Origin of the sequence: Aliiroseovarius sp. S1339, assembly GCF_023195695.1 — a bacterium.
GTDB lineage: Bacteria > Pseudomonadota > Alphaproteobacteria > Rhodobacterales > Rhodobacteraceae > Aliiroseovarius.
The window spans coordinates 501,133-524,980 of sequence record NZ_JALPQG010000001.1 but is presented as its reverse complement, the minus strand read 5'-3'; the positions used below and the strand labels follow the sequence as shown (position 1 = coordinate 524,980).

The window sequence follows — 23,848 nt, the reverse complement described above, 5'->3', positions numbered from 1 at the left end:
TCGAGCCGCTTAGGTGCCACAGAACGTGCGCAAAACGCGTTCGTCCGGGCGCGGGGGGGCGGCCAGGTCCAAGTCGTCCGCCAGCGGATCAAAGGGACGAGCCAGCGCATCAACAAGGCGGTGGAAAGGGGCGTAGTCGCCACCTATCCCGGCCTGAATAGCCTCTTCCACGCGGTGATTGCGGGGGATCAGAACGGGGTTGGCCGCCCGCATTGTGGCCTTCGGATCGCCCGGCTCGCGGGAAATTCGAGCCCTCCAGTTCGGTGCCCAACTGGCCCACGCACCGTTATCGGTGATGTGGTCGCGCGCTTTGCCGTTGGTTAGCGCGCTGAATGTGGCGGTAAAGTCGGCCTGCGAACTGGCCATGCGGGCCAACAACCCGGTGATCAGCGCTTCATCCCCGTCTTCCTGCGTGGTCAGGCCGATCTTGGCGCGGAAAAGCTGCATCCATTCCGGGCTGAACTGCGTGGCGAAGTTTTCAAGGACGCGGGTTGCTTCCTCTGCTGCGTGTTCAGGGTCGCCATCCATCAGCGGCAACAGCGAGGTCGCCAGTTGCGCAAGGTTCCACACCGCCATGTTGGGCTGTTCCTGAAACGCATACCGCCCTTGCTGGTCAATCGAGGAAAAGACCGTGCGCGGATGATAGGCATCCATGAAAGCGCACGGGCCATAATCAATGGTTTCGCCCGACACAGCCATGTTGTCGGTGTTCATCACGCCATGGATGAAGCCCACGCTCATCCAGCGGGCGATCAATCGCGCCTGTGCGGCGGCGACTTCGGAAAGAAAGGACAAGGGGCCATCTGCTTGGGGGTAATGGCGCGCGATACAGTGATCCAGCAGCAGGCGAAGGCCTGCACTGTCGCCGCGCGCCGCAAAATACTGGAAGGTACCGACGCGGATATGGCTTGCGGCGACCCGTGTCAGGACGGCACCGGGATAGCGGCGCTCGCGCTGAACACCTTCGCCCGTCAATGCAGCGCCAAGCGCGCGGGTGGTGGGGATACCAAGGGCGTGCATTGCCTCGGACACAATGTACTCGCGCATCACCGGGCCAACCCAGGCCCGCCCATCGCCATTGCGACTATAGGGCGTGATGCCGGAGCCCTTAAGCTGAATATCGCGTCGCCCGAAATCGCCAGTGATTTCACCCAGCAAGATCGCCCGCCCGTCGCCCAGACGCGGCACCCAGCCGCCAAACTGGTGGCCAGCATAGACCTGTGCCAAGGGGTCGGTGCCGGGTAACAGCGCGTTGCCAGACAGCACCTCGGCGGTAAGCGCAGAGGGGTCCAGCCCAAGCTCACGCGCAAGCGGTTCGTTCACCCGCAGGACCTGCGGGCTGGCGACCGCTGTCGGTACCAGCCTTGAATAAAACCTGTCGGGCAGGCGAGCATAGGAGTTGTCGAAATCTTCGCGCATTGCCTGAACTATATCAGCTTTTTCCAACCTCTACATCACCCGTGTCATCAGGTGGTATCGATTGCGGGACTGAAAACCGACCCGTTCGTATAGCAGCCTAGCGCGGTCGTTATCCGCGTCGACCTCAAGATGCATGGCATTGATGCCCTGTTCGGCCAGTGCGCGCACCAACGAGGACAAAGCTTCGCTACCCATGCCGCGGCCACGGACGCGTTCGCGCACATAGATTTCATCCAAAAAGGCATCCAGCCCGCCGAATTCGATCGACCAGCCGAAACTGACGGCGATATAGCCGACCGGGGCCACGCGTGGGCCGATCATCCAGATCGCCCCGTGCGGCGAGCCGTCCAGAAGCGGTTGAAGCGCGCCGCGCCGTGTTTCGTTGTCCTGTTCGATGCCGTTTTGGGCGTGAAACCCGGCCACAAGCGGCAGTAGCCGATCAAGGTCGTCTGAGGCGGCAAGGCGAAGGCTGCTCATAGGCGGGCAATCCTTGTGGTCAAAAGGTCAAAGAAGGCGTCGCTGTCCAGATCTCCGACGAAGAGAGCGTTGGCCGCCTGATCGGTGACGCCCCACCAATCGGCAACGGTCATGCCCATGGTCAGTTCGGACTGGGTTTCGATTTGCACATTCACGTGGCGGCCACGAAACATGTCGGGCTGGATCAGGTAGGCAATGACGGTCGGATCGTGCAAAGGCGCACCGTCCGAGCCGTATTTTTCCTTGTCGAAACGTTCGAAGAAGTCGGTCATTTCGGCGACCGCGTGGCCGATGTCGCCGGGCAGGGCACGAAAGGCGTCGTTGCGGGCTTTCGTCACCAGTGCCTTGTGGGTCACATCCAGCGGCATCACAACCAGCGGAATGCCTGATCGGAACACGATATCAGCAGCTTGCGGGTCAACATAGATGTTAAACTCAGCCGCCGGGGTGACGTTGCCAACCTCGAAATACGCCCCGCCCATCAGGATGATTTCCTGCACCTTCTCAATGATGTCAGGCGCGCGTTCAAAGGCGGTGGCGATGTTGGTCAACGGTCCAAGCGGGCACAGGGTCACGGTGCCGGGATCATGCGCGCGCAGGGTGTCGATGATGAAATCGACGGCGTGCTGATCCTGAAGCTGCATCGCGGGGTCGGGCAGCACCGGGCCGTTCAACCCCGTCTTGCCATGCACATATTCAGCTGTCACCAGATCGCGGCGTAGCGGGCGGTCACAGCCTGCGAAGACTTTGGTGTCCGGCCTTCCGGCCAGCTCGCAAATGATCCGAGCATTCTTTGCAGTTAGCTCCAGCGGCACGTTTCCAGCGACCGCTGTAATGCCCAAAACGTCGATGTCCTCGGGGCTGGCCAGCGCCAGAAGAATGGCAACCGCGTCGTCCTGGCCGGGGTCGGTGTCAATGATGATCTTACTTTTCATATCAGTCTCTTATGCCGCCAACTCAATCCAGACTGGCACGTGGTCGGATGGTTTTTCGCGCCCGCGCACCTCTTTATCGATTTGGCAGTCGGTCAGCAGGTCGGCGCATTCTGGTGACAAAAGAAAATGGTCGATGCGGATGCCGTCATTGCGTTGCCACGCACCTCGCTGGAAGTCCCAGAACGAATACTGCTCAGACGCTTGATTGCGGGCGCGGAACGCCTCGGTCAGGCCAAGGTTCACGATCTTGCGCCATGCCTCGCGGCTTTCGGGGCGAAACAGAGCGTCGTCGATCCAAGCCTCCGGGCGGGCGGCGTCCTCGGGCTGGGGGATGATGTTGTAATCCCCCGCCATCAAAAAGGGCTCCTCGGCGGCTAGAAGTTCTTCTGCGCGGGCTTGCAGGCGTTTCATCCACGCAAGCTTGTAGTCGTATTTCGGCCCCGGCACAGGGTTGCCATTGGGCAGGTACAGGCCACAGATGCGCACGGCGTGTTCACCTACCACGGTTGCCTCAATATAACGCGCCTGTTCGTCATCTGCGTCACCGGGCAGGCCGCGCGTCACATCTTCCAGCGGCAGCTTGGACAGAAGCGCCACACCGTTGAAACTTTTCTGCCCGTGGGTTTCGACGTTATATCCTTTGTCCTCAAAGGCTTCTCGCGGGAAACTCTCATCAATCGACTTGATCTCCTGCAAGATCGCGACGTCGGGTTGGGCGTCGTCCAGCCAGTCCATCAATGCGGGCAAACGTGCTTTGATACCATTGATGTTGAAACTGGCGATTTTCATGAGGCCCCTCCTGTTCGTGGCGGCCAATGTGGGCGCAAACGGGCGGGGGTGCAAGCGATGCGTCTTAGGTTTCGGCGATATGCCGCCCGGCGGCATGCGCGCTGGACCAAGCCCATTGAAAGTTGAACCCGCCAAGCCATCCGGTCACGTCCACACATTCGCCGATGAAGTAGAGGCCGGGAACGGTTATCGACATCATCGACTTGCTGTCGATCCCGTTGGTGGCGATGCCGCCAAGGGTGACTTCGGCGGTGCGATAGCCCTCGGACCCGGATGGGGTCAGCGTCCAGTTGGACAATTGATCGGTTAGGGTGCGCAGCGCGGTGTCCGACTGGTCTGCCAGACGCGCGGTCAGGTCGAACCGCTCGGCCCAGTCCGTCGTCAGAAACTCCACCAGCCGTGCGGGCAGATGACGCGCTAGTTCGGTCGAGATCTGCCGTCGCCCCTCGGCCTGCCGTTGATCGCGGAGCGTGGTGAACAGGTCGCGCCCGCCTGTCAGGTCAATATGGATTGGTTCACCCTCGCGCCAGAAGGACGAGATCTGCAGGATCGCAGGCCCGGACAGCCCGCGATGGGTGAACAGCGTCGCCTCGTCAAAGCGCGCTCGGTCGGTCCAGACGCGGACGGGCAGGGACACGCCAGACAGGGCGGCAAAGCGTCCTTCGGGGAAGGTCAGGGGGACGAGTGCGGGGCGGGGTTCGATGACCTCGTGCCCGAACTGGCGGGCGATGTCATAGGCAAAACCGGTCGCGCCCATCTTGGGGATAGACTTGCCACCGGTGGCAAGGACAAGGTTGCGGCAGGTCAACGGACCCGCCGTGGTCTTTACGGCAAAATGGTCGCCTTTCTGGTCAAGACTTTCAATGGATGTGGACAGGCGCAATTCGGCCCCTGCTTCTTTCAAGTTCCGAACCAGCAAGTCGATGATTTGCGTCGACTTGCCGTCGCAAAACAACTGCCCCAGCGTCTTTTCGTGCCATGCTATCTCGGCGTGGTCGATCAGTTCTATGAAATCCCATTGGGTAAAGCGCGCCAGAGCGGATTTGTGGAAATGTGGGTTTTGGCCTGTGAAATTGGCAGGCTCAGAATGCATGTTGGTGAAGTTGCACCGCCCGCCGCCTGAAATGCGGATTTTCTCGCCCGGTTTGGCGGCGTGGTCGATCACCAACGTGGACTTGCCTGTGCCCGCCGCAAATGGCGCGCAGAACAGTCCAGCAGCGCCCGCGCCAATTATGATTGTGTCCCAGTCGGTTTTCATGGGCTGCACCTAGCGCGTTCGACGTCTTAGGGGAAGAATTTTGCGCCTGTTGCGCGTTTTCCGATCGCGGTCAGGGTTTGTTAACCCAGATCGTTCAAATTCAGCTTAAATCACGGTTGATGGACGAAGGATCAGCAATTTGGACCACATGACACGCTCTCGATGCAAACGCAGCCTTCATTTGTTGGTTGGGCGCGAACAAGAGGTTGCCAGCGCATTCTTTTCCCTTCTGTTCGCACGCGTGCCGGAGATGCGAGTGATCTTCCCGGGCGATATCGAAAATCCCGCTGTGCAGCTTCAATGGTTTTACCGAATGGTCATCGCGTTCGCTGGCAATGACGCGATGCTGGTAAACAAGTTGCGGCTGATCGGGTTTCGCATGGCAATGCGCGGGATGGATCGCCGCCATTGCGAAGTTTTGGCAAACACGTTGATCGGCACGCTCCAACGTCATCTATGCGGGTCATGGCAAAGCGACTATTCCCATGCGTGGCGCAATGCGAAGGCCGAGGCGCTGGATATCATGGAGGACGGCGCCGGTCTGATGGCCGCCTAAGTGATGCGTTACATCGAGAAGGACGTGCCGCAGCCGCAGGACGATGTGGCGTTGGGGTTTTCCACAATAAACCGCGCGCCGATCAGCTCTTCCGTGAAGTCGATCGTCGCGTTGGCCAAAAAGGGCAGGGACACCTCGTCCACCACCACCTGTTCGCCTGCACCTTGCAGGATCAGATCACCCTTGGCCGGGTCGTCCAGCGAGATATCATATTGGAACCCCGAACAGCCGCCACCATCGACGGCAACGCGCAATGCCTTGCCTTGTGCGCCCGCGCCGATTTCGGCCAGCCGCGCAAAGGCGCGTTCGGTGACAGTCGGGGGCAGGGTCAGGTCCATTGGAAATCCGTTTCATGTTCACGCTAAACAGAATATAGGTGGGCCAAGCGGGCGCGACAAGACGCCCCGAAGGGTGCGTGTCGGTCGAAACGCCGGGCGTGCCAGCGGTGACAGGCAAAAAGGGGGCAGATATGCTCGCTATTTATGCGACCCAGCCCGGTGGCAGCCGGGGGCGGTTATATTACGAAGGCGAAAGCGCGTTTCGTGAACCCTATCAGCGGGATCGTGATCGGATCATCCACAGTTCGGCCTTTCGCAGGCTAAAGCACAAGACGCAGGTCTTTGTCGAACACGAGGGCGACTATTTCCGCACGCGGCTGACCCACTCAATCGAAGTGGCGCAGGTGGCGCGCACCATCGCGGGCGCGCTGGGGCTGAACAGCCATCTGACCGAGGCCGTCGCGTTGGCCCATGATCTGGGGCATACGCCGTTCGGCCACACGGGCGAAGACGCGCTGGATGCCATGATGACCCCCTTTGGCGGGTTCGATCACAACGCGCAGGCGCTGAAGATCGTGACCTCTCTGGAACGCCACTATGCCGAATGGGATGGGTTGAACCTTACTTGGGAAACCCTTGAAGGCATTGCGAAACATAACGGTCCGGTGATGGGTGACCTGCCTTATGCGCTTGCGGAATACAACGCGCGCCACGATCTTGAATTGCACACTTTTGCAGGCGGCGAAGCGCAGGCAGCGGCCTTGGCCGACGACATCGCCTATAACAATCACGACCTGCATGACGGGCTGCGCGCTGGGCTGTTCACGATGGACGAGATTGCCGCGCTGCCCATCATCGGCCCTGCCATCGCCGACGTGGATGCCACCTATCCCGATCTTGATCCGGGACGTCGACAGCACGAAGCCCTGCGCCGGGTGTTTGGGGTAATGGTGGAAGATGTTCTGACAACGTCTCAAGCGCTTCTAGCCGACGCAGACCCGCAATCGGTCGAAGATATCCGCGGATTGGATCACGCGGTCATCCGGTTCTCGCCCGCGCTGTGGGCTGATCTGAAGCAGATCCGACAGTTCCTGTTCACCCGAATGTACCGCGCCCCTTCCGTGGTCGCGATGCGCGAGCGTGTGACCCATGTGGTCGAGGAATTGTTTGCGCATTTCCAAACCGTGCCTTCGGACCTTCCCGGCGAATGGCGCACCGAGATCGCGGCGGCAGATAACCCGACGAGTCTGGCCCGACTGGTCGCAGATTACATTGCCGGGATGACAGATCGTTTCGCGTTGCAGGAACACCAGCGGCTGGGGCTGGGCGGCTAGGGGGCGCTGCCCCCTCGGGAGGGTGGCCCTTACCCCCGGGATATTTCTTGCCAGAAGAAGCAGGTGGGGGGCGTTCATTCGCCCGCGTCGCTTGACCTTTGGGGCGGGGCTGGTAGGAGTGCGGCTGAGAAAAAGGACCCAGCCCATGAACCTCTTTGCTGATATTCGCGGCCTTGTGATCGACGCGCTTAATGCCATGACCTCTGACGGCGTGCTGCCTGAGGGGTTGAGCTTTGATAACGTGGCGGTTGAGCCGCCGCGCGATGCGGCTCATGGCGACATGGCGACCAATGCCGCGATGGTATTGGCAAAGCCTGCGAAGATGAAGCCGCGCGACATTGCGGATGTGCTGGCGGGTAAGCTTGCGGCCGATGATCGGATCGAACTTGCCGAAGTGGCCGGGCCGGGGTTTTTGAACCTGCGTCTGGATGCGAGGGTCTGGACCGGACTGGTCAGTGGTATTCTGGGCGAGGCAACTTATGGACAGTCGTCCATGGGGGCGGGTCAGAAAGTGAATGTCGAATATGTGTCGGCCAACCCGACCGGCCCGCTTCATGTGGGTCACACGCGGGGCGCGGTATTTGGTGACGCGCTGGCGAGCCTGCTGGAATATGCCGGCCATGACGTAACGCGCGAGTATTACATCAATGATGGTGGCGCACAGGTCGACGTGCTCGCCCGGTCGGTTTACCTGCGCTATCTGGAGGCGCACGGGCAGGAGGTTGCGTTTGAAGACGGCACCTATCCGGGGGATTATCTTGTCCCGGTTGGCCAAGCGCTGAAAGACAAAGTTGGCGACGCCTATGTCGACAAGGGTGAGCAATACTGGCTGGCTGAGATCCGTGAATTTGCAACCGAGGCGATGCTGGACCTGATCCGCGAAGATTTGGCGATGCTGGGTGTGAAGATGGATGTCTTCTTCTCGGAAAAATCGCTGTATGGCACGGGCCGGATCGAAGATGCGTTGGCGGCGCTTGAGAGCAAGGGCTTGATCTATGAAGGCGTTCTGGAGCCGCCCAAAGGTAAGAAGCCCGAAGATTGGGAGCCGCGCGAGCAAACCCTTTTCAAATCAACGGAACATGGTGACGACGTGGACCGTCCGGTCAAGAAATCGGATGGCAACTGGACGTATTTTGCGCCTGATATCGCCTATCATTTTGACAAGGTCGAACGTGGTTTCGATGCGTTGATTGACGTCTTTGGCGCTGACCATGGTGGCTATGTGAAGCGTATGAAGGCGGCGGTTTCGGCTCTGTCAGATGGGCGCGTGCCGCTTGACGTGAAGCTGACCCAACTTGTGAAGCTATACAAGAATGGCGAGCCGTTCAAGATGTCCAAACGCGCGGGCACGTTTGTGACCCTGCGTGATTTGGTCGAGCAGGTGGGCGCAGATGTGACCCGGTTTGTTATGCTGACCCGCAAAAACGACGCGCCGCTTGATTTCGATTTCGACAAGGTGCTGGAGCAGAGCCGCGAAAACCCTGTGTTTTATGTGCAATACGCCCATGCGCGGGTGCGGTCTGTGCTGCGTAAGGCGGCGGAGCAGGGGATCGTGCTGACCGACACACCGAAGATTGAAGATGAGGCCGAGGCGGCGGTCGCCAAAAAACTGGCCGAATGGCCACGCTTGGTCGAAATCGCCGCGCGCACGCACGAGCCGCACCGGATTGCGTTTTACTTGTACGAGCTTGCCTCGGACTTTCATGGGTTGTGGAACCGGGGCAATGACAAGCCCGAACTGCGCTTCCTTCAGGATGGTAATAATGACTCATCGGCGGCGAAAATCGCCCTACCGCGTGCGGTAGCCGTTGTCATTTCTTCAGGCTTGGGTATTTTGGGCATCACTCCTGCCGAGGAAATGCGCTGATCACAAGTGCTGCTTGGCCCGGAGAGAGGTTGACGCAGTAGTCGGAACGGGACGCACGCAGAGCCATCAATGGCCGGGCGCGTTCGTATCCGGAGGTGAGGCATAATGGCAGAAGCAAACTGGGGTCCCGAGACCCGGCAGGCGACGTATCAAAATCAATATGATCAGGGCTATGATCTGGCGCATCGGGTTGAACCTCCGTTGGTTGCACCTGTGTCGCCGCAGTCGCACTACGCGCCGCATCCGCACGGGGTGCAGGCGGGATATGCTGCGCCGATGGCTGACCTGACCGAAGAAGATACCATGTCGACCGGAGCCCCAACTGCGCCTGGTGGTTTAGGCTCGGCCCTAAACTATGCTGGCGCGGCTTTGTCGCTTGCGCTGATCGTAGGTCTGGGCGTCTGGGGCTATAAGCTGGCGGTGCGCGACGTGACTGGCATTCCCGTCGTGCGTGCCCTTGAAGGGCCGATGCGCGTGCAGCCGGAAAACCCCGGCGGCCAATCCGCAGCCCATCAAGGCTTTGCCGTGAACGATGTACAGTCCGAAGGGCAGGCCGCTGCGCCCGCAGACCGATTGGTTTTGGCTCCAGCCCCCGACGAGTTGGCCGAAGAAGATATGACGGCTGAAGTCTCCGCCCGCGCCGATACCGCGCCCGGGGCCGCACTGCCGTTGCACGAGGCCTCCGCCATCGTGCCTGCGCCCAAGCCCACGGCTGTCGACCCCGTGGCCGCAGCATTGGCCATCGCCAAACAGATTGCTGCGGACGCAGAGCCGTTATCTGGCGAGGCGCTGGACGAAGCTGTCGTGGCCTCGGTTGCACAACCGACCGTGCCTGATGCGGCTTCAGAAGCTAGCGTCCCAAAAATAATTCCTGCCTCGGTTCCCGGTGTGCGCAAGTCGCCCCGCCCCTCGGGTCGCCCGGCCGATCTTGATACACGTGTTGCCGCAGCGCCCGCTGCCACCAACGCGACCGCGACGGTTACCGATGTCGCACCTGACAAGATCGCCGTTGGCACGCGTCTGGTTCAGCTTGGGGCATTTGACAGCGCCGATGTGGCCCGCGCCGAATGGGACAAACTGTCCGTCCGCTTCGAGGACTACCTTTCAGGCAAGTCACGCGTCATCCAGCAGGCCAAGTCGGGTGGAAAAACCTTCTATCGCCTGCGCGTTATGGGCTTTGACGACCTTGCTGATGCACGTCGGTTCTGTTCTGTCCTGATGGCTGCGAAAGCCGCCTGTATTCCTGTTGTGACCCGTTAACATGTCGGGGCCGGGCGCTTTTATCCTCGGATGCGAGGGGCCGCGGCTCAAACAGTCCGAACGGGATTTCTATGAGCGCGCCCAGCCTTGGGGCTTCATCCTGTTTGCTCGTAACGTCGAAGACCCTGATCAGATCCGGGCGCTGACCGCCGAGTTGCGCGGTGCGGTTGGGCGTGACGTTCCGGTTTTTATAGATCAAGAAGGTGGGCGCGTGGCGCGGATGACCGGGCCGCATTGGCGCGAATGGTTGCCTGCGCTGGATCAAGTGACGCTGAACAAACGCGACGCCCTGCGCACACTTTATATTCGATATCGCCTGATTGCCGATGAATTGATGGCCGTCGGTATCGACGGCAACTGCGCGCCAATCGCTGACATTGCCAATGCCGACACCCATCCGATCCTGCGCAACCGCTGTTACGGCGAAGATGTTGTGCGCGTGGCGGAACGGGCGGGCACCGTGGCGCAAGCGCTGCTGGAAGGCGGTGTCTTGCCAGTGGTCAAGCACATCCCCGGCCACGGGCGCGCCAGTTTGGACAGCCACAAAGATCTGCCGCGCGTAAAAACCAAGGCCAAAGAACTGGCGCGCACCGATTTCATGGCGTTTGAGCCTCTGGCCGCCTTGCCCATCGCGATGACCGCGCATGTCGTTTACGAAGATATCGACGCTGAAAACCCCGCCACGCAAAGCCCGGCGATGATCCAATTGATCCGCGACCGTATCGGGTTCGGTGGCCTCTTGATGACAGACGATCTGTCGATGGAAGCGCTGTCGGGGCCGTTGTCGCTGCGTGCGCGCAGGTCGTTGCATGCCGGTTGCGATATGATCCTGCATTGCAATGGTGTGCTGGAGCAGATGGAAGAGGTTGCCGACGCCGCCGGACGTCTGGATGGCAAGGCGCTGGAACGGGCCGAGGCCGCTTTGACTTGGCGCCGCCGCCCCGATCCCATTGACATTCCCGCGCTTGACGCCGAGTTTCAGAACCTGATGACAGGTCAGGGGTCGGAACAGGCGACGGATGAGCGAGACTGACGAATTTGAAAGCGACGCGATGTCGGTCTCGGAACGCTTGGCGACCGAGGCGCTGATCGTGGATGTCGAGGGGTATGAAGGTCCGCTTGACCTGCTGTTGACCCTCAGCCGCACCCAGAAAGTTGACCTGCGCAAGGTGTCGGTTCTGGAATTGGCCGAGCAGTATTTGGGCTTTGTCGAAAAGGCGCGACACCTGCGCATCGAACTGGCGGCGGACTATCTGGTGATGGCGGCGTGGCTGGCGTTTCTGAAATCACGCCTGTTGTTGCCACCTGATCCGTCTGAAGACGGCCCGTCAGGCGAAGAACTGGCAGCCCACCTCGCGTTCCAGCTTGAACGCCTTCAGGGGATGCGTGATGCGGCGGCCAAGCTGATGGCGCGCGACCAGTTGGGGCGCGATTTCTTTGCCCGCGGTATTCCCGAAGACGTGACGCGCGTGCGCCGCGTGACCTATACCGCGACCCTTCTGGACCTGATGCAGGGTTACGCACGCATCCGCACCAAGGATGAATTCCGCCCCTTCGTCATGGACCGTGACGCGGTGATGACGATGGAACAGGCGCTGGACCGGATGCGGGGGCTGATCGGTTATGCGGGCGACTGGACCGACTTGACCTCGTATCTGCCGGAAGGCTGGCAAACCGACCCCGCGCGCCGCCGCTCGGCCACCGCCGCAAACTTTGCAGCCACGCTGGAGCTTGCCAAACGTGGCGCCGTAGAACTTCGACAGGGGGACGTATTCGCCCCCATTCAAATCCGCAGGAAGACACATGACGGATGATGTAACGCGTGACGATGTAACCGCCGAAAAAGGTGCAGTTGCGCCCAATGACAGCCTGTTCGAGGCCCCGCCAATGGGCGAACAGGAACGCATGGTGGAAGCCATCCTGTTTGCCTCTGCCGAGCCTGTGACGGTGAAAGAGCTAGAGGCGCGCATGCCGCATGGGTCAGACGCCGCTGAAGCACTGGTCTATCTGCGCAAACGCTATGAAGGGCGGGGGGTGTCGGTGGTGAAGGTCGGCGACGCGTGGGCCATTCGCACCGCACCGGACCTGGGCTACCTGATGCAAAAAGAAACGGTCGAGACGCGCAAGCTGTCGCGCGCAGCCATCGAAACGCTGGCGATCATCGCTTATCACCAGCCGGTTACCCGCGCCGAGATTGAAGAAATCCGTGGTGTCTCGGTCAGTCGTGGCACCGTGGATCAGTTGATCGAAATGGAGTGGATCCGCTTTGGCCGCCGCCGTATGACACCGGGCCGTCCGGTGACGTTCGTGGTCACCCAGATTTTCATGGACCATTTCGGTCTGGAAAGCGCGCGCGACTTGCCGGGTCTGAAAGAACTACGCTCGGCCGGCCTTCTGGAAAGTCGCCCGCCCCCCGGATCTATGCCGGGGCCGGAAACGGATGACGAGGATGAAAGCCCTGAAGGGCAGTCGGAACTTTTCGAGGATTGATCATATTGGAGCGGGCTCCGCCACGCCGTGAAATCACCCAATTTTCGTGTATGCTGCCTGCGGGCAGAAAAAAGGACGCATGACGATGAATGTCAACCAGATCATCAACATGATCATCCGGCAGCTAACCCGTCGGCTGGTCAATAAGGGCGTGGATGCCGGGATCGATCTTGCGTCGCGGCGCGGCAAATCCAAAGACGAGATGACTGACGAGGAGCGCGCGCAAGCCCGGTCACAGGCCCGTCAGGGCAAAGACATGACGAAGCGTGCAAAACAAGCGCGACGGCTTACGCGCAAGTTTTTTTGAAGAGTATCTGGCGGCTTCTGTTCAACGCAAGCTCGTTCTGCCTATGATCTGAATGTCCGGAATGATCCCATACTGTGAATTTGATTTTCTTTCTGCCATGCAGCGGCAAGATCGGTTTTTCATGCGGGCTACAACAAGGATTGGTCCTCGAACTCACTGGTCGCGGGATAAAGTGGGTTTTCGGCCAAGACATCGGGATAGCAGCGATCCGCGATGTGTGTACATCGCGGAATTATGTGCCGATGATGAACCAACATTCGCTGATTCAAAGGCCGCATCCAGGACCTGCAATTGAATGGCTGCAGCCCCCTATTTGCCGAGCGATCGAAATACCCGAGGAGGGTCATAGTGCCCCCTCAGAACAAGTTAGTACTGCCGCGCGCCCGCTTCTGACGCCACGCGGGGTACCAGCGCCCGGACGAGGCTGGTCATATCCAGCGTGCCGACGGGATTGCCATCTTGCATAACGACGTAGGCATGCGAAGTGTCTCCGCCCGACCGTGCGATCATGCTTTCCAGGGTATCGTCATAGTCAACATCGCCATGGGCCTCTGGTGGCACCACGTTGCCTATAAGAGGTGTCATAATCGATCGCACACGCAGAACGCGCGCGCGATTGATGTCGCTCACAAAGTCTTCGATATACGGATCGTTTGGGTTCAGCAGGATGTGTTGCGGCTCCCCTTGCTGAACCACATAACCGTCCTTCAAGATCACCAGATGATCCGCCAGTTTCAGCGCTTCGTCCAGATCGTGAGTGATGAAGATGATTGTCTTATGCAGTTCTTTTTGAAGTTCCAGCAGCAAATCCTGCATGTCGGTGCGGATCAACGGGTCAAGCGCCGAGAACGCTTCATCCATCAGCATGATGGGCGAGTTCGAGGTCAGTGCCCGGGCAATGCCCACACGTTGCTGCATACCACCCGAAAGCTGGTGCGGATAATGTCCCCCATATCCGTGCAGGCCCACCCGATCGAGCCACTTGTCGGCTTCGGGCAGGTATTCACTTTTGGGCACCCCGCGCACAGCCAATGTGGTTCCAGCGTTTTCGGCCACGGTTCGGTGAGGCAAAAGGGCGAACTTCTGGAACACCATCGACATGACTTCACGACGCATGTTGCGCAACTGCTCTTCGTCGTATGACAGAACATCTTCACCATCGACCTCAACCTGCCCAGCGGTGGGTTCGATCAGGCGGTTCAGGTGGCGGATCAGGGTTGACTTGCCAGACCCCGACAGCCCCATGATCACGGTGATCTCGCCTTCGCGCATATCGACATTGATGTCCTTCAGACCCAGCACATGGCGGTGCTTTTTCAGCAGATCAGCCTTAGAGGTTCCGTCATATACGTGCTTCAATGCGCTCTCGGGGTTGGCACCAAAGATCTTATAGAGGTTGCGGATCGAGACTTTGATATTGTTGGTCATTTGTTCATTCCCGATCAGTGTTTCTGCGAAGCGTTGACACGGTCAAGTGCAGCTTTGGTGACGCGGTCCAGGATGATCGCCAACAGCACAATTCCAAGACCCGACACGAGTCCCACACCCAGCTCAAGGTTTCGGATGCCGCGAAGCACAAGCACACCCAGCCCTGGTGCAGACACCAGCGAAGCAATAACGACCATGGCGAGGCTCATCATGATGGTCTGGTTCACGCCCGCCATGATGTTGGGGAGGGCCAATGGAATTTGCACGTTGAAAAGCTTTTGCCGGTCGGTCATGCCAAAGCTGTCTGCCGCTTCAATCACTTCTTTGTCGACAAGCCGGATGCCCAAATCCGTCAGTCGGATAACAGGAACGATGGCGTAAAGAATAATGGCGATACCGTAGAGCTTTGGTTCGGTCACCGAAAACAGAAAGATAAGCGGGATCAGGTAGACGAATGAGGGAAGCGTCTGCAGCATATCCAACACCGGGATCGTCATCCTTTGAAGCCGGTCGTTGCGTGACATCGCAATTCCGATGGGTACCCCCAACAAGACGCATAAGAACGCACAGACAAAGATAATCGCCAGCGTCTGCATGGCATGATCGTAGTGATCGACGAAGGCGAGAAACATCAGGCAGGCCAAGACAAAGCCCACCAGTTTAACTGACTTGGACGCGTAATAAACAATCAGCCCAAGGATTGGCATCATGATCCACCAGGGCGTGGCTTCGAATGTCGCAAGGGCGAAATCCAACATCCAGCTCAGCGGTTGAGTGAGCGGGTCAAGGATGAAGCGCAGCGCATCCTTGGCCGCCAGAAATCCATTCTCAACGCCTTTTGTGACGTCACGAGACTGTGCAAAGGACCCACAGGCTTGGTTTAGTTCATCAAGCGAGGGGAACGGAACATCCAGGACGGATCCCTTGTCCTCGACACCGGCCTGCGCCAGCAAATCTGCCATTGAAGCGGGGGCGTCGTCGGAGCCTCCCCTATTGCACCAGTCTCGTAGGCCAAGTCCGTCAAACAGGAAATCATAAGTCGCCATGATACGCTGCCCCTTCCGCCGTGTTTGACACGAGCGTGGCCCGTCTCGTGGAAATAGAAGAGATCACCTTTGGATGCCGCCGGACCAAAGAAGCGGTCCGGCGATACCATGTGATCGCAGTTTTACTTGATCAAAGCGGCCAGTTTTTCGCGCGCGCTGTCATTGATCCAACCCGACCAGATTTCCGAGTTGTTGGTGATGAAGTAAACTGCGGCTTCTTCTGTCGAAGCGCCGTTTTCGTCGGCCCAGGCCAGAACACTGTTCAGCACTTCAATGTCGAAGCTAACGTTGGACATCAGGGCTGCGATGTCGGGTTCGCGGTCGGACAAATCCGAAGTCGCAACCGTCAAAACCGGCGCCGGCGGGAAATCGGAGACGCCTGGCGCGTCATTGTCCGCCTGTCCGTTCGCTTTGTGGATGTCGACATCAATCGGTCCGATCTCAATCTTGGTCATTGGGTATTTGCCAAGAACAGCAGTCGGCGCCCAATAGTACCCAAACCAGGGCTGCTTGTCGTCGTAGGCGGCGGCGATTGATGTTGCCAGCGTTTCGCCCGATCCGTGATCGAAGACTTCAATTTTGTCTCGCATGCCAAGGGCGGTTATGATGTTGTCGTTAACAATCCGGCAACCCCAGCCAACCGGGCAGTTGTTGAAGCGACCACCGACAAGATCAGGATTGGCCAAAATGTCCTGAATGGTCTTTAGTTCAGGATGAGCTTCGGCCAAGTATGATGGGATCCACCAACCTTCAACACCACCGGGATTGAACACGTCGGCGAGTTGTTTCACTTTGCCTTCGTCCCGAAGTTTTGCATAAGCTTCACCGGTTGAGTTCAGCCAAAGCTCGGTCACGATGTCAGGTTCTTGGTTTTCAGACAGCGATGCAACGGCGGTTACCGTTGCAGATGGCACCAGCTCAACCGTGCACCCATAGCCCTGTTCCATCAGGAATTTGGACACATGGGTAATGATCTGGGATGATGGCCAGTTCATCTCGGTGATCGAAACTTCGCCGCAATCAGCATAGGCTGCTGACGCAGTTGACATAACGGCAACCGCCACAATGCCTTTCATCAGTTTCAGTGAGTTTTTCATTTTTTTCTCCCGTTGGTGGTCTTTTTACGCCAATTCCCCTAGTTTTTGGGTCTATTGGGCGCATTGCCGCGTTACAAAGCTAGATACCTAATAGGTTCACAGCAATTAGAATTAACTGCATTCAGTTTCAGTAGAATTGAAATCGCGATATGTGAATTCATCAACTTGTTGCGTGATATTCCTCCTTCGGTTTCTTGTTCATACGTCAACGAATGACTGGGAGCTCGCGAGCTGCCCTTTCCGTAAGCAAGGTCGATCCCTGCGCGCCGACAACAATGTTTTCTTCGTGTACCATCATATGTCCTTTTCCGTAGGACAGTGATGGTTCGATCGTCAGCACCATGTTTTCCACCAGCGCTGTTTCGTCGAATGCGGCGTGCGAAGGTTGCTCAGTGAGCTGCATACCCAGCCCGTGGCCAAGACGCCCAATGTCGCCGCGGCTGTCGTCTAGTTCCGCGATCACAGCGGACATGGCAGCAAACAGATCGCGGCAGGTATTGCCTGGCTTGGCCGCTTCAATGCCCGCTTGTGTGGCACGCCACAATACATCATAGGCACGTTTTGCGCCGTCGTCTGTGTGACCGACTGCCCAGTTTCGATCAAAATCGCAGAAATATCCATCCCACGTGCACCCCGTATCCAGCATCAGAATATCTCCGGACTGCAAGGGGCGGCGCGAGGGCGGCGAGATAACATCGGCATAGCCACCCTGATCTGCCGCCCCTACAACATAAGGCGCGTCATCGGCACCAAGGCCAATTGCAGCGAGTCGGAACTTGCGGAAAACCTCTTCCAGCGGCAAGCCTTCTTGGATCAGTTCAGGCACCTTGCCAAAGGCGGCCGAGCCAACACTGCAAATATAGCTAAGCTTTTCGATCTCTGCTTCTGACTTGACCATGCGCAACCCTTGAACAAGGCCTGTCGCATCGGTCACTTCAAGCCCGGGCAACGCAGCCATCAAGCGCTCCCAGTCGCCCAAGGGCATCCGCAACAACGTCTCATGGCCTTTCATCACACCGATCTTGTCACCTGCTTTGGCAAATGGAGCCAGCAAATCCGTCAACAGGCTGATGCCGTCATCATCCGGCGTTGGAGCGCTCCATGTTCGGATGTCCTCAAGCCAACAGCGGCGCATCAGTTCGGCGCCGATCTCGGGGATCACGGCGATGGGCTTGCCGGTGGCTGGCACAAACACGAACCAAGGTCGGGTTGGGCTTTGCCAGAACAATGTGTGAAAGCCCGTGAAATAACGCACTTCGTGTTCACTCATCAGCAAAAGGCCGGCCAACCCGGCTTGTGCCATCAACGCCTGTGCGCGTGCAGTGCGCTGGCTGAACTCCAAATCGGTAAAGCCACGTTTGGGGGTTGCGGAGGCGCGTGTCATGTTGATCGTACTTCTCAAGCCTTGCTTTGATTTGATTTTACCGGGTGACAATGGCATGAGCCGAAAACTCGGCCATCTCTCCGCGCCAGACCTGACGTCCAAAACAGAACGGAGTCCCTTTGTCATCGCGGATAACCTGTTCCAGTTCGATCACCGTATGACTGGCAGCGATGTTCAATAGCTGCGCCTCGTGTGCTTGCACGCCCCGCATTCGGATCACGATATCACCGGTGTTTGCCGATGTGTTGTAGCTCTTCTCAAGGATCTGCGCGGTGGATTGCCGCAAATCATGATCAAGAAAATCAGGGAAGCGTTCGGCGATCAAATACTCGGTCTCAATGAAAATCGGATGATTGCCAGAATGAAAAAGGCGGGTGTATTGGACAACATCGCATTCTTCGGGCTGTTCGAGCAATGCCGCCAGACGCGAGTCGGCGATGCTCTCAGCGGCCTCGATAACATTGATCTCCAGATCAAATTCGTTGGTCTGGGCGTTCACAACAAAGCTGACCATGTTGCTGACGTTGTAGTTAAGCCGCTTGGGCGAAACAAAGCGCCCGCGCCTGTCTGCGTTGTAGACAAGCCCCTCGGTTTCCAATGCTTCAAGAGCGCGCCGACCCGTCATGCGGCTTACGTTATACTGTTCTGAAAGACTCCGTTCCGAGGGCAAAATGTCGTGCACCGTCAGGTCGCCTCTTTCGATTTTCTCGCGAATTTTATCGGCAATTTGAAGAAAACGGGGGCGGGTCGAAGGTTCGTCGTCGCCGTCCTGTTTGCTTCGTTTGTCTCGCAAATCTGCACCCTCGTATCTTACCGTGGCTGGTAGCCTAGGTGGTATATACCAGGTTAATCAAGGAAATTCTTTTGCGTTGACAGGTGGTGATATTGTCTCGCCAACTCAGCCTGTCTACCTAGTATATACCAGTTGCAAAGGAGAGGTGCGGAATGGGATTGCTGACACAAGAACAGACCGACACTTTCTGGCGTGATAGTTGTAGAAAACGCGATCACCGCTGACGAGCTGGCTGCCTTGAGGGCGGAACTTGCCAGCTGGGTTGAAGAAAGACGTGCCCATGACGGCGGCCATGGCGAAACCCTTGATGGTCTGCCCAAGGTTTGACTTGCAGCCTGGCCACAGCGCAGAAACACCCGGCTTGCGCCGAGTGCAATCTCCGGAAGAAGTTTCACAAGTATTTGCTCAGACCAGGCGCAACGCCAAGACGGTAGAATATTGCGCCGAGCTCATCGGCCCCGGCATCCGCCTTCACCACGGCAAGGTGAACTCCAAGCTGCCCGGCACCGCGACACAAATGAAATGGCATCAGGACTTCCCGTTTGAACCAATGACGAACGACGACATGATCACCTGCCTTTTGTTTATCGACGACGTAACGCTGGAAAACGGCCCGCATGAAGTTCTTCCCGGAAAACACAAGGGCTCGACCCATTCTCACTGGCATGACGGTGTCTTCACCGGTGCGGTGGATGACGCGATTACCGACGCACAGCGCGACAAGATCGTGAAATGCACAGGCGGGGGGGGGGCAGCCTGCCTGATCCACGCCAACCTGCTTCATGCCTCTGCACGCAATCTGTCGGATCAATCGCGTAGGCTCTACATCACCGCGTGCTACGCGGAAGATGCGATTGAACTGAGCCCGAACCACTTGCCCTGCACATTGACACACGTACTGGTGCGCGGTGAAGCCAGCGGACGCGTGCGCTGCACCCCTTACAAGATGGAGCTACCTGCCGTGCCAAAGGCAACGTCGTTCTTTGCGCAACAAGAAGGGGGCGATATCGGCTGATGCCAGTTCGTTGGAGCCTGCAACCATGACAACAAACGATCAGGTCGAAACGCTCGACTTCGGTGCCGACGAGGGCCTTAGCACGGGCGTGCGCCTTGGTCTGATCGTGTTGCACACCGACCAAACAATCGAGCAAGAGCGCGCAGGTATTTTCGGCGCACAATCCGATATTGTGCTTTACGCAGCACGCATTCCCAACGCGATGGATGTCACGCCTGAAGCGCTGCGGTAAGTGACAGATCGACTGCCAATTGCCGCAGCGCTTCTGCCTGCAAGTTTCGGGTTTGATGTGATTGGTTATGCCTGCACGTCGAGTGCCACGATGATCGGCGAAGACCGCGTGGGCGCGCTGATCCGGAACGTATATCCAGAGGTGAAAACCACCAATCCGCTCAGTGTCTGTTAGATGGCCATGGCCGCGCTCGGGCTTGACGTATCGCCTTGATGACGCCCTATGCGGTTGATGTCACGCTGGAAATGCAAGCCAAATTGCGCGCTGACAGATTTGACACAACTGCCGCAGCGACATTTGATCAATCCGATGATTTCACAGTGGCAAGGATCAGTGCCGACAGTATCCTTAAAGCTGTGCAGCGGGTCGGCGCGCGAAAAGACTGTGATGGTGCCTTTGTTTCCTGCACCAGCCTGCGAACACTGCAAGTGATCGTTGGGGCTGAAGCCGAAATTGGTAAACCCGTCAATTCATCCAATCAAGCACTCGCCTGGCACATGATGCGCCTTGCGGGTCTCGCAGACGGGCCAGCGAACGCCGGACACCTTTTCGAGACCGACATTAAGTAGAACAGGATACCCCAATGTCAAAACCTCTTCCTTCCCACGCGCAAGTGGTGGTTATCGGTGGCGGCGTTCATGGCTGTTCGGTGGCCTATCACATCGCGAACACGGTTTGGAAAGAGGTGATCCTGCTCGAACGCAAGGCGCTGACCAGCCGCACTACATGGCATGCTGCAGGACTTACTGGACAGTTAGAAGGGAGCTATTCGACAACCGCCTTCGCCAGTTAGGGCTTTGAAATGCTTCAAGAAGTAAAACTGAAACCGGCCAAAACTCCGGCTTTCGCCAATCAGGTTCCATCCCTATCGCCGTCAATAAAGAGCGGCTGTCCGAGCTGAGTCGCAAAGCTGATTTTGCCTCGCTCTTCGGTATCGAGGCGCACAATATGGAAACCGCCGAGGCCGCTGAGCGCTGGCCTTTGATGAACGCCGATGGCGTTCTGGGGGGTATCCATATGCCCTCTGACGGCTCCGCCAACCCGATTGATCTGGCGCAGGCGCTTGCCACAGGCCTGCGCATTGATCATGGGACAATCACCGCCGATATTGTCGCCAATTGCGGCGGCAGGTGGGCGCGCGAGCTGGGTCGCCAGAACGGCGTCGGCGTGCCGCTCCATGCTTGTGAACACTACTACCTCGGACCGAGCCGATCACTGATCTGCCCTCCGATTTGCCGGTGCTTCGCTGTGGCTGCGATGGCACCAATTGGAAGGAGGGCGCTGGCAAACTGCTCTTTGGTTTTGCCCACTTCCACGCGAAGGCCCGGGCAAAGGATGGCATCCCGGAAAGCTTCGAGTTCGACAGTCTGCCGTTCATGGAGGACGACGTGATGGAGGTGCTCGAACGCAGCATGAGCCGCGTTCCGATCTTGCTCGAAACCGGCATTCGCACCTTCTTCAACGGGGCGGAAAGCTATTCGCATGATTGCCGCTTTACTCTCGGAGAAGCACCTGACCTTAGGGGCTGCTACGTGCTGGCAGGTGTAAACTCGACAGGTATCCAGTCTGGCCCGGGCGCAGGCAAAGCACGGGCCGACTGGATCATGGCGGGCCATCCGCCTGTGGACCTGGCCGAGATGGACCCTGCCCGCATCGAAGAATTGCAGGCGCGCGACCCTTACTTGCGCGAACGCTGCCCCGAAGACACTGGTGCTGACCTATGCGATGCACTGGCCGGATCGCCAGCGCGAAAGCGCACGTGGCCTGCGCCGCACCCCGTTTTTTCACGCCATGAAAGCGCGCGGCGCTGTCTATGCCGAAGCCCAAGTCTGGGAACGCCCGGGTTGGTTCGCCCCTAAAGGTGTCGTGCCGAAATACGATTATTCCTTCCACTGCCCCAGTTGGTTCGATCAGGCGCAGGCAGAGCAAAAGGCGGCCCGCGAATGCTTCGCGATGATCGACTATTCGATGCTTGGTAAGTTGATGATCGAAGGACGCGATGCCGAAAGCTTCGCGCAAAGGGTTTGCACCAACGATATGGCCATGCCGGTCGGCCGCCTTGCCTATTCGCTGTTGCTCAACGAACGCGGCGGCGTCGAAAGCGATGTGACAGTCGCCCGCCACGGCAACGACGCCTACATGGTAATGTCTTCTATTTCTGACACCCGCCGCGACCGCGACCACCTGAAGCGCCATTCCAACCGGGCGAAGACGTGCACCTGCGCGACGTCACATCCTCTTACGGTGTGCTCTCGGTTGCCGGGCCCAAAGCGCGTGATCTGCTCGCTGCGGTGACAAATATCGACCTCTCAAGCGAGACCTTGCCCCTCAACTGCCTGCAGGATTTTCACATCGGCCATGCGCCGGTTTTTGCTCAGCATCTCTCTTACACAGGCGAGCACGGCTGGGAGATATTTATCTCTCCCGACTTCGCCGAACATGTGTTCGAAGCGCTCATGGACGCAGGTGCGCCGCTTGGCCACAAACTTGTAGGCGGCGCGGCGCTCAATGCGCTGCGTATCGAAATGGGCTTCCTGCATTGGGGGCATAACTTGGCCTATACAGAAGTGCCGTATCCGGTTGGTCTAGGCGTTCACCTGCAAACCGAACAAAGCGATCCCCTTCATTGGTCGCGGGGCCTACTTTCAGTGCAAGGCCGAGTGCAAAGGCGTTCCTGTGTTTCATCAAACTCATTGACGCAGAGCGACTGCTGCACCACAAGGTGCCGGTCGCGCCTAACTCGCTGTCGGCCGGGTTTACCGTCGCTTTCATGGATGTGACCGGCGCACCGATTGAGCCAATGCACTACGCAACCACAAAGGATGCGAGAAGGCAGACCCAACTGCCATTCTGCGCGGTTCCAGATCAAAAGCCTTCGACGACGATTTTGCCTTTCGCTTGTCCCGTTTCAACCAACCTATGTGCTTCGCGCATGTTGGCGGCGTCGATTGGTGATAAGATTTTGGAGACTGTCGTCTTGATGTTTCCAGCGTCGATTTGCGCGGCAATATAGGACAACAGGTTATGCTGTTCGATCATGTCCGGTGTTTGGTGCATAGATCGTGCGAACATGAACTCCCAATGGAGACTGGCCGCCTTCATTTTCATGCCTCCCATCGGCATTGGTATGTCGGTGTCGTCGATTGACACAATGCCGCCTTGGGGGCGAATAAGCTCTACGGCGGTATCCCAATGGCGCATGTCATTGAAGATGGCGATGTGATCGACGTAATGCATCCCCAATGCTCGGATCTGTAGAACCATGTCTTTGCGGTGATTGACGACATGATCTGCGCCCAGTTCTTTGACCCAAACAGTCGTCTCTGGGCGCGACGCTGTGGCGATAACAGTCAATCCCGCCTGTTTTGCAAGCTGAATACCGATGGAACCAACGCCGCCACCCGCGCCGATGATCAGGACTGACTGTCCCTTATCGGTGCCATCACGGTCGATGCCCAAGCGATCAAAGAACGCCTCATACGCGGTGATGGTCGTCAGCGGCAGGGCGGCGGCTTCGGCATGGCCCAAGGATTTTGGTTTGTGGCCGACAATCCGTTCATCCACCAAATGAAACTCAGCATTAGTGCCGGAGCGGGAGATATCGCCGGCGTAGTAGACCTCATCGCCGGGCTTGAAGAGCGTTACGTCAGGGCCGACAGATTCGACAACGCCGGATGCGTCGTAGCCAATGATGCGTGGCGCTTCCTCAACCTTGTCCTTGGGCGCGCGGACTTTGGTATCGACGGGGTTCACTGCAACCGCCTTGACGGCGACCAAGACGTCCCGGCCTGTCGCCGTCGGTGTTTTGATGTCCAGATCGAGAAATGCATTGCTGTCCTCGACGGGCAAGTAGTGTGTAAATCCTACGGCCTTCATGGGTTTG

General features: G+C 58.2%; 28 protein-coding genes and 1 pseudogene. 17 read left to right on the top strand and 12 right to left on the bottom strand.

The features are described 5' to 3' along the window. Positions 1 to 9: 9 nt before the first annotated feature. From MUY35_RS02405 to MUY35_RS02385, 5 genes are all read right to left on the bottom strand, one after another. Positions 10 to 1,419, bottom strand: coding sequence for a protein adenylyltransferase SelO (locus MUY35_RS02405; RefSeq protein ID WP_248363653.1), 1,410 nt, complete (start codon positions 1,417 to 1,419; stop codon positions 10 to 12). Between the two features lie 30 nt (positions 1,420 to 1,449). Then, positions 1,450 to 1,896: a GNAT family N-acetyltransferase gene (locus MUY35_RS02400; protein ID WP_248363651.1), complete on the bottom strand. Its 447-nt coding sequence runs from the start codon at positions 1,894 to 1,896 to the stop codon at positions 1,450 to 1,452. Beyond that, positions 1,893 to 2,831 (bottom strand): nucleoside hydrolase, encoded by a 939-nt coding sequence (locus MUY35_RS02395; protein ID WP_248363649.1) that lies wholly within the window; start codon positions 2,829 to 2,831, stop codon positions 1,893 to 1,895. Before MUY35_RS02395 ends, MUY35_RS02400 begins: the two co-directional genes overlap by 4 nt. Positions 2,832 to 2,840: 9 nt before the next feature. After that, the gene (xth, locus tag MUY35_RS02390; RefSeq protein WP_248363648.1) at positions 2,841 to 3,620 is read right to left on the bottom strand and encodes an exodeoxyribonuclease III; all 780 of its coding nucleotides are present in this window, start codon (positions 3,618 to 3,620) and stop codon (positions 2,841 to 2,843) included. A 64-nt stretch (positions 3,621 to 3,684) separates the two neighbouring features. Continuing rightward, positions 3,685 to 4,878, bottom strand: coding sequence for an NAD(P)/FAD-dependent oxidoreductase (locus MUY35_RS02385; RefSeq protein ID WP_248363647.1), 1,194 nt, complete (start codon positions 4,876 to 4,878; stop codon positions 3,685 to 3,687). A gap of 148 nt (positions 4,879 to 5,026) precedes the next feature. On the opposite strand from MUY35_RS02385, the gene MUY35_RS02380 reads away from it, so the two are divergent. Beyond that, positions 5,027 to 5,434 carry a globin gene (locus MUY35_RS02380; protein WP_248363646.1) on the top strand — a complete coding sequence of 136 codons (408 nt, stop codon included), beginning with the start codon at positions 5,027 to 5,029 and terminating at the stop codon, positions 5,432 to 5,434. Between the two features lie 8 nt (positions 5,435 to 5,442). Here the strand turns inward: MUY35_RS02380 and MUY35_RS02375 are convergent, their stop codons facing one another. Then, positions 5,443 to 5,766 (bottom strand): iron-sulfur cluster assembly accessory protein, encoded by a 324-nt coding sequence (locus MUY35_RS02375; protein ID WP_248363840.1) that lies wholly within the window; start codon positions 5,764 to 5,766, stop codon positions 5,443 to 5,445. A 137-nt stretch (positions 5,767 to 5,903) separates the two neighbouring features. On the opposite strand from MUY35_RS02375, the gene MUY35_RS02370 reads away from it, so the two are divergent. From MUY35_RS02370 to MUY35_RS02340, 7 genes are all read left to right on the top strand, one after another. Beyond that, positions 5,904 to 7,046 carry a deoxyguanosinetriphosphate triphosphohydrolase gene (locus MUY35_RS02370; RefSeq protein WP_248363644.1) on the top strand — a complete coding sequence of 381 codons (1,143 nt, stop codon included), beginning with the start codon at positions 5,904 to 5,906 and terminating at the stop codon, positions 7,044 to 7,046. Between the two features lie 145 nt (positions 7,047 to 7,191). After that, the gene (gene argS, locus MUY35_RS02365; RefSeq protein WP_248363642.1) at positions 7,192 to 8,913 is read left to right on the top strand and encodes an arginine--tRNA ligase; all 1,722 of its coding nucleotides are present in this window, start codon (positions 7,192 to 7,194) and stop codon (positions 8,911 to 8,913) included. A 105-nt stretch (positions 8,914 to 9,018) separates the two neighbouring features. After that, positions 9,019 to 10,173 carry an SPOR domain-containing protein gene (locus tag MUY35_RS02360; RefSeq protein WP_248363640.1) on the top strand — a complete coding sequence of 385 codons (1,155 nt, stop codon included), beginning with the start codon at positions 9,019 to 9,021 and terminating at the stop codon, positions 10,171 to 10,173. A gap of 1 nt (position 10,174) precedes the next feature. Continuing rightward, positions 10,175 to 11,206 (top strand): glycoside hydrolase family 3 N-terminal domain-containing protein, encoded by a 1,032-nt coding sequence (locus tag MUY35_RS02355; protein WP_248363638.1) that lies wholly within the window; start codon positions 10,175 to 10,177, stop codon positions 11,204 to 11,206. Beyond that, positions 11,193 to 11,987, top strand: a complete 795-nt coding sequence (locus MUY35_RS02350) for a ScpA family protein (protein ID WP_248363636.1) — start codon at positions 11,193 to 11,195, stop codon at positions 11,985 to 11,987. The genes MUY35_RS02355 and MUY35_RS02350 overlap by 14 nt, the downstream gene beginning before the upstream one ends. Beyond that, a complete protein-coding gene (gene scpB / locus MUY35_RS02345) occupies positions 11,977 to 12,663 on the top strand; it encodes an SMC-Scp complex subunit ScpB (RefSeq protein WP_248363635.1) in 687 nt (228 codons plus the stop codon). Before MUY35_RS02350 ends, scpB begins: the two co-directional genes overlap by 11 nt. Before the next feature lie 79 nt (positions 12,664 to 12,742). Continuing rightward, positions 12,743 to 12,970: a hypothetical protein gene (locus MUY35_RS02340; protein WP_348984491.1), complete on the top strand. Its 228-nt coding sequence runs from the start codon at positions 12,743 to 12,745 to the stop codon at positions 12,968 to 12,970. A gap of 366 nt (positions 12,971 to 13,336) precedes the next feature. On the opposite strand, the gene MUY35_RS02335 is transcribed toward MUY35_RS02340, so the two are convergent. From MUY35_RS02335 to MUY35_RS02315, 5 genes are all read right to left on the bottom strand, one after another. Then, entirely contained in the window at positions 13,337 to 14,398 is a 1,062-nt protein-coding gene (locus MUY35_RS02335) for a glycine betaine/L-proline ABC transporter ATP-binding protein (RefSeq protein WP_248363633.1), read from the bottom strand. Between the two features lie 14 nt (positions 14,399 to 14,412). Further along, entirely contained in the window at positions 14,413 to 15,444 is a 1,032-nt protein-coding gene (locus MUY35_RS02330) for an ABC transporter permease subunit (RefSeq protein WP_248363631.1), read from the bottom strand. Between the two features lie 122 nt (positions 15,445 to 15,566). Next, a complete protein-coding gene (locus MUY35_RS02325; RefSeq protein ID WP_248363629.1) occupies positions 15,567 to 16,541 on the bottom strand; it encodes an ABC transporter substrate-binding protein in 975 nt (324 codons plus the stop codon). A 205-nt stretch (positions 16,542 to 16,746) separates the two neighbouring features. Continuing rightward, the gene (locus tag MUY35_RS02320; protein WP_248363628.1) at positions 16,747 to 17,925 is read right to left on the bottom strand and encodes a Xaa-Pro peptidase family protein; all 1,179 of its coding nucleotides are present in this window, start codon (positions 17,923 to 17,925) and stop codon (positions 16,747 to 16,749) included. A gap of 37 nt (positions 17,926 to 17,962) precedes the next feature. Beyond that, on the bottom strand, positions 17,963 to 18,718 hold the full coding sequence (locus tag MUY35_RS02315; protein ID WP_248363626.1) for a GntR family transcriptional regulator: 756 nt from the start codon (positions 18,716 to 18,718) through the stop codon (positions 17,963 to 17,965). A gap of 292 nt (positions 18,719 to 19,010) precedes the next feature. Between MUY35_RS02315 and MUY35_RS02310 the strand changes: the two genes are divergently transcribed. From MUY35_RS02310 to MUY35_RS02275, 9 genes and pseudogenes are all read left to right on the top strand, one after another. Continuing rightward, positions 19,011 to 19,733: a phytanoyl-CoA dioxygenase family protein gene (locus tag MUY35_RS02310; RefSeq protein ID WP_248363625.1), complete on the top strand. Its 723-nt coding sequence runs from the start codon at positions 19,011 to 19,013 to the stop codon at positions 19,731 to 19,733. Positions 19,734 to 19,758: 25 nt separating this feature from the next. After that, a complete protein-coding gene (locus MUY35_RS02305; RefSeq protein ID WP_248363624.1) occupies positions 19,759 to 19,965 on the top strand; it encodes a hypothetical protein in 207 nt (68 codons plus the stop codon). Continuing rightward, positions 19,966 to 20,139: a hypothetical protein gene (locus MUY35_RS02300; protein WP_248363623.1), complete on the top strand. Its 174-nt coding sequence runs from the start codon at positions 19,966 to 19,968 to the stop codon at positions 20,137 to 20,139. 38 nt (positions 20,140 to 20,177) lie between these two features. Further along, a complete protein-coding gene (locus tag MUY35_RS02295; protein ID WP_248363622.1) occupies positions 20,178 to 20,534 on the top strand; it encodes a hypothetical protein in 357 nt (118 codons plus the stop codon). Between the two features lie 14 nt (positions 20,535 to 20,548). Then, entirely contained in the window at positions 20,549 to 20,758 is a 210-nt protein-coding gene (locus MUY35_RS17075) for an FAD-dependent oxidoreductase (protein WP_282569151.1), read from the top strand. A gap of 68 nt (positions 20,759 to 20,826) precedes the next feature. After that, positions 20,827 to 20,985, top strand: a pseudogene (locus MUY35_RS17150) (hypothetical protein); the annotation flags it as partial. A 218-nt stretch (positions 20,986 to 21,203) separates the two neighbouring features. Continuing rightward, positions 21,204 to 21,824, top strand: coding sequence for an FAD-dependent oxidoreductase (locus tag MUY35_RS17145; protein WP_248363621.1), 621 nt, complete (start codon positions 21,204 to 21,206; stop codon positions 21,822 to 21,824). Then, a complete protein-coding gene (locus tag MUY35_RS02280; protein ID WP_248363620.1) occupies positions 21,757 to 22,260 on the top strand; it encodes a hypothetical protein in 504 nt (167 codons plus the stop codon). Before MUY35_RS17145 ends, MUY35_RS02280 begins: the two co-directional genes overlap by 68 nt. Further along, positions 22,179 to 22,745, top strand: a complete 567-nt coding sequence (locus MUY35_RS02275) for a hypothetical protein (protein WP_348984490.1) — start codon at positions 22,179 to 22,181, stop codon at positions 22,743 to 22,745. Before MUY35_RS02280 ends, MUY35_RS02275 begins: the two co-directional genes overlap by 82 nt. A gap of 85 nt (positions 22,746 to 22,830) precedes the next feature. On the opposite strand, the gene MUY35_RS02270 is transcribed toward MUY35_RS02275, so the two are convergent. Further along, on the bottom strand, positions 22,831 to 23,841 hold the full coding sequence (locus MUY35_RS02270) for a zinc-binding alcohol dehydrogenase family protein (protein WP_248363618.1): 1,011 nt from the start codon (positions 23,839 to 23,841) through the stop codon (positions 22,831 to 22,833). Positions 23,842 to 23,848 lie beyond the last annotated feature (7 nt).